Here is a 4,556-nt window from a genome sequence, read left to right as displayed (position 1 = left end):
TGGTGATCAGTACGTCCTCACCGACGAGGGGGAAGGACAGCGCGGTGTGCACGGCGTTGCCGAACGGGTCGAAGATCGCGGCGACGTCGAGGTCGACGGGGACGCGGTGCACCCACACGTTGGACGCGGGCAGGGCCACGTACTCGGCGAAGGCCCCGTCGCGGCCGACGCCGAGGCCGACGGTGGCGCGGCACAGGTGGCGGCGGCCGGCGAGGCAGTTGCGGCACTTGCCGCACACGAGGTGGCCCTCGCCGCTGACCTTGTCGCCGACGGCGATGTCGGTGACGGCGGCGCCGGTCTCGACGACCTCGCCGACGAACTCGTGACCGACGACGAGCGGGGTCGCGATCGTCGACTGCGCCCACCCGTCCCAGCTGCGGATGTGCAGGTCGGTGCCGCAGATCCCGGTGCGCAGCACCTTGATCAGCACGTCACCGGGTCCGACGGACGGCTCGGGCACGTCCGTCAGCCAGAGTCCCGGTTCGGCCTTCTCCTTGACCAGCGCCTTCAACGGCTCGGCTCCTGTCGTCGCGCACGCGGGCAGCACGGGGCCGCCCGCACACGGGGAAGAGTGAGTGGAGGTGGCGGTCAGCCGGCCGCCACCCCGGACTCTTCCGTACCACGGCGCTCCAGGTCCATCGAGGATTTCTTAAGCGGCGTCGCAGCTTTCCTACAGGCCCGCAGGGGGGGGCGGCAGCGCGGCGGCGGCCCCCGACGGTGCGCCTCACATATGAGCCCCGAAACCGGACGGCGCCGGGGAGTGTGCCAGGAGATGGCGCACCAGCGTGAGCAGTGTCTGGATGCCCGAGCTGGAGATGCGGGCGTCGCAGCGCACGACCGGGACGCCGGGGTCGAGGTCGATCGCCGCGCGCACCTCCTCGGGTTCGTAGCGGTACGCCCCGTCGAACTCGTTGACGGCGACGATGAAGCCCATGCCGCGTTCCTCGAAGAAGTCGACGGCGGCGAAGCACTCCTCGAGGCGGCGCGTGTCGGCGATGATGACCGCGCCGAGCGCGCCTTCGGAGAGCTCGTCCCACATGAACCAGAAGCGCTCCTGGCCCGGGGTGCCGAAGAGGTAGAGCACGTGTTCGGGGTCCAGGGTGATGCGCCCGAAGTCCATGGCGACCGTGGTCTCGACCTTGTTCTCGATGCCGTCGAGACTGTCGGTCGCGGCACTGACCGTGGTGAGCAGCTCTTCGGTACTGAGCGGTGCGATCTCGCTCACCGCGCCGACGAAGGTCGTCTTGCCGACGCCGAACCCTCCCGCGACAAGGATCTTGAGCGCGGTCGGGAACAGCTCAGAGCTGTCGTCGTAGTCCATCGAGCACTGCCTCCAGTAGGGACCGGTCAGTGGGGTTTTCGTGGAACATGGGGGGCTTGGTGGTGACCGCGCCGCAGTCGACGAGGTCGGACAGCAGGACCTTGGTGACGGCGGCGGGAAGCCGGAGGTTGCCCGCGATCTCCGCGACCGAGGTGGGCCGGACGCACAGGTCGAGCACTTCGCTGTGCTCGGGTCCCAGGTAGCCGACCGGGGTCGATCCGGTGGCCATGACGAGGGAGAGCAGGTCCATCGCCGTGGTCGGCCGGGTGCGCCCGTTGCTCACCGTGTACGGACGCACGAGCCGGCCGGCCGCGCCGTCGAGCCACGGCCCGTCCTGCGGGGCCGCCACCCTCAATTCCTCATCGCCGTGGGTTCGGCCGAGGGCTGCCGGGGCGCGGTCACCAGGTACGGGCGCACGCTCTTGACGAGCATGGCCATCTCGTACCCGAGGACGGCGGCGTCGGCCTCGCGTCCTGCGAGCACGGCGAGACAGGTGCCGGAACCGGCCGTCGACACGAACAGCAGCGTGGAGTCGAGCTCCACGACGACCTGCCGCACGTCGCCCCCGTCCCCGAACCGGATGCCGGCGCTGCGGCCCAGGGAGTACAGACCCGAGGCGAGGGCCGCCATGTGGTCGGCGCTGTCGGCGTCGAGTCCGTGGACGGACTTGACGAGGCCGTCGGAGGACAGGAGCACGGCGCTGGTGGTGTGGGGAACGCGCTGGACGAGGCCGCTCATCAGCCAGTCGAGATCGGACACATGACCCGTCGGCACATCGCTCGCCATGGGGGATCGACTCCTTGGTGGACTGCTCGGTGTGGTGCTGGTCGGGGGAACGGCTGCGGCGGGGCGGTCCCCGCCGGGTATCGCCCAGGGGGGCGGTGCGGTACGCGCGTGGGTCACTCGCCGTGTCCGCCCTCGCTGTCGGGCGCGGAGGGGCGCGGCTCGCGGGACAGGTCGCGGGGCTCGGCGCTCTCGGCGAGGGTGATGCCGCGCTGGAACGCCGCCATCAGGCCGGGGTCGTGGCCGACCGGTTCGTCGTCCTGTCGTGGGGCGGGGCCGCCACGCAGTTGCGGGGCGAGATGCTCCTGGGCTCTGCGGCGGGGCAGTTGGGGGCGGCCCATCGTCCCGCGCACGGCGCCGCCGAGCGGGACGGGCGGTACCGCGGCGGCCGGGTGCGCGCCCGCGTCCCCCCGGTCCTCGGGCCGGATGCCGGGCACCGCCTCGGCCGGGGTCGCGCGCCGGTCGCCCGAGGTGCGCTGCGGGAGCGGGACGTGGCCGGGGCCGGGTGCCTTGATACGGGGCTGACGCGGGACCGCAGCGATGGCGCCGTGCGGGGTGACGGGTGCGGGAGGTGGTGTCGCGGTCGTCGGTGCGGCCGGGGCGTCGGGTGCGTCAGGCGTGTGCGGGACTTGGGGGGTGTCCGGTGCGGCCGGGGCGGCGGCGGAACCGATGGACATGGGGGGAGTGACGGGTGCGGCGGGTGCGGCCGGAATACCCGGACGGCCGTCGGGGGCCGGGGCGTCGGGCCCGATCGGTGGGTGCGCGGAGGCCGGTGCGGGCAGCGCGCTCGGACCGGGGCCGAGTCCCGGGTGGGCCACCGCGCTGTGCCCGTGCGCGGCGGCGGCCTGCGGGCCGAGGACGCTGTCGGCGGTCGCGGCGGCCGCCGCCCGGCGCACGTGCGGGGTCCGCTCGCGCCCGTCCTCACCGTCCGTGCCGAGCAGGGCCTGCGGGAGGACGAGGACCGCCTGCACTCCCCCGTAGATGTTCGTCTGGAGCCGCACGGTGATGCCGTGCCGGCGCGCGAGCTGCGACACCACGAAGAGGCCGATGCGGCCGTCCTGGAGCAGCGTCGCGACGTTGACCTGGTCGGGGTCGGTCAGCAGGCCGTTCATTCTGTTCTGCTCGGCGACGGGCATCCCGAGGCCCCGGTCCTCGACCTCGACGGCGAGCCCGGAGGCGACCATGTTGGCCCGGAGCAGTACCTGGGTGTGCGGGGCGGAGAACACCGTGGCGTTCTCGACGAGTTCGGCGAGCAGGTGGATGCAGTCGGCCACGGCGTGGCCGCGCAGGGTCCCGTCGACGGGCGGCACGAGCTTCACTCTTGAGTACTGCTCGACCTCGGCGATGGCGGAGCGCATCACCTCGGTCATGGACACGGGGTGGCTCCACTGACGGCGGGAGACGGCGCCGCCGAGCACCGCGAGGTTCTCGGCGTGGCGACGGATCCGCGTGGCGAGATGGTCGACGTGGAACAGGCCGTTGAGCAGGTCGGGGTCCTCGACGTCGTTCTCGAGCTCGTCGAGGATCGTGATCTCGCGGTGCACGAGGGACTGCAGGCGCCGGGCGAGGTTGACGGAGACCTCGACCTTCTGCCGGCTGCCGGCCTGGCTCGACAGCTGGGTCGCCTGCACGACGGCCGCGACCGCGGTGTCCTGGGCACGGGCCAGGTCGGCGGCGAGGTGGTCGAAGTCGTCGGCGCCCGAGCCGGGCGCCTTCGGCGGGCGCCGCGAGGGCGGCGCCTCCCCCTTGCGCAACTGTTCGACGAGTCCGCGCAGTTCGGCCTGGCCGCGGGCGCTGGTGCGGCGCAGGCCGACCAGCCGGTCGCGGACGAGCGCGGCCGCACGGCCCGCGGCGACGGCGGCGATGACGATCCCGGCGACGGTGACCACACCGGCCCCGGTGAGCACGGCCCACAGGGCGGGGCCGGGCCGCACGCCGGTGGAGCGGACCACGTAGAGGACCGCGGCGGTGGCCGCGAGGGCGACCGCGAGGGGCGGCAGGACCGCCAGGCGCAGGAGTTGGGGGCGTATGTGGGTCTCGGCCGGGTGGGACGTGGTCCGCCCGGCCGGCCTGCCGTGCCGACCGCCTTCGCGGCGGTCTGCGCGGGCGGCCGGCTGGCGAAGCTGAGACATGCGGCGTCCTCGTCCTGGGTCCTCGTGGGGCGGATGGTCGGCGTCGGCGACGGCGGGCAGGGCGACCGGGCGTCGCACAGCGGGCACTCACGGTAGTCGTGAACGCCACATGTGCGGTGGGCAGTTGCCGAACTCCGGCGCCGGACGTCCCGCTCTGGTATGAGGCGTCGTACGGCCGTCCGAATGTAGCCTCGGACATGCGTTCGCCCGTCGGATGCCGTCCGGCCCGGGCTGTCCGTGGCCGCGGGGGCCACGGCACGGCACGGGGGAACGGGCATGACGCCCGCGTCGCGGCGAACGTCGCGGGCCTACGTGCCTTC

At 73.5% G+C, this 4,556-nt stretch carries 5 protein-coding genes; all 5 read right to left on the bottom strand.

Annotated features, from left to right (window positions below; all coding sequences use genetic code 11):
• Positions 1–511, bottom strand: a 511-nt coding sequence (locus GTW43_RS03820) for an alcohol dehydrogenase catalytic domain-containing protein (protein ID WP_161300188.1), incomplete at its 3' end; no start/stop codon positions are given.
• A 213-nt stretch (positions 512–724) separates the two neighbouring features.
• Positions 725–1,321, bottom strand: coding sequence for an ATP/GTP-binding protein (locus GTW43_RS03815; protein ID WP_161300187.1), 597 nt, complete (start codon positions 1,319–1,321; stop codon positions 725–727).
• A complete protein-coding gene (locus GTW43_RS03810; protein WP_161300186.1) occupies positions 1,299–1,670 on the bottom strand; it encodes a DUF742 domain-containing protein in 372 nt (123 codons plus the stop codon). The genes GTW43_RS03815 and GTW43_RS03810 overlap by 23 nt, the downstream gene beginning before the upstream one ends.
• 2 nt (positions 1,671–1,672) lie before the next feature.
• A complete protein-coding gene (locus tag GTW43_RS03805) occupies positions 1,673–2,107 on the bottom strand; it encodes a roadblock/LC7 domain-containing protein (protein WP_161300185.1) in 435 nt (144 codons plus the stop codon).
• A 113-nt stretch (positions 2,108–2,220) separates the two neighbouring features.
• Positions 2,221–4,236 (bottom strand): ATP-binding protein, encoded by a 2,016-nt coding sequence (locus GTW43_RS03800; RefSeq protein ID WP_161300184.1) that lies wholly within the window; start codon positions 4,234–4,236, stop codon positions 2,221–2,223.
• Positions 4,237–4,556 lie beyond the last annotated feature (320 nt).

This window comes from Streptomyces sp. SID5785, assembly GCF_009870065.1.
Taxonomy (GTDB): Bacteria; Actinomycetota; Actinomycetes; order Streptomycetales; family Streptomycetaceae; genus Streptomyces.
This window is presented reverse-complemented; position numbering and strand designations above follow the sequence as displayed.

What these genes read in the sequence shown, in the direction of transcription:
- GTW43_RS03815 (WP_161300187.1), bottom strand. Translation starts at nt 1,321, where the DNA reads ATGGACTACGACGACAGCTCTGAGCTGTTCCCGACCGCGCTCAAGATC.
- GTW43_RS03805 (WP_161300185.1), bottom strand. Translation starts at nt 2,107, where the DNA reads ATGGCGAGCGATGTGCCGACGGGTCATGTGTCCGATCTCGACTGGCTG.
- GTW43_RS03800 (WP_161300184.1), bottom strand. Translation starts at nt 4,236, where the DNA reads ATGTCTCAGCTTCGCCAGCCGGCCGCCCGCGCAGACCGCCGCGAAGGC.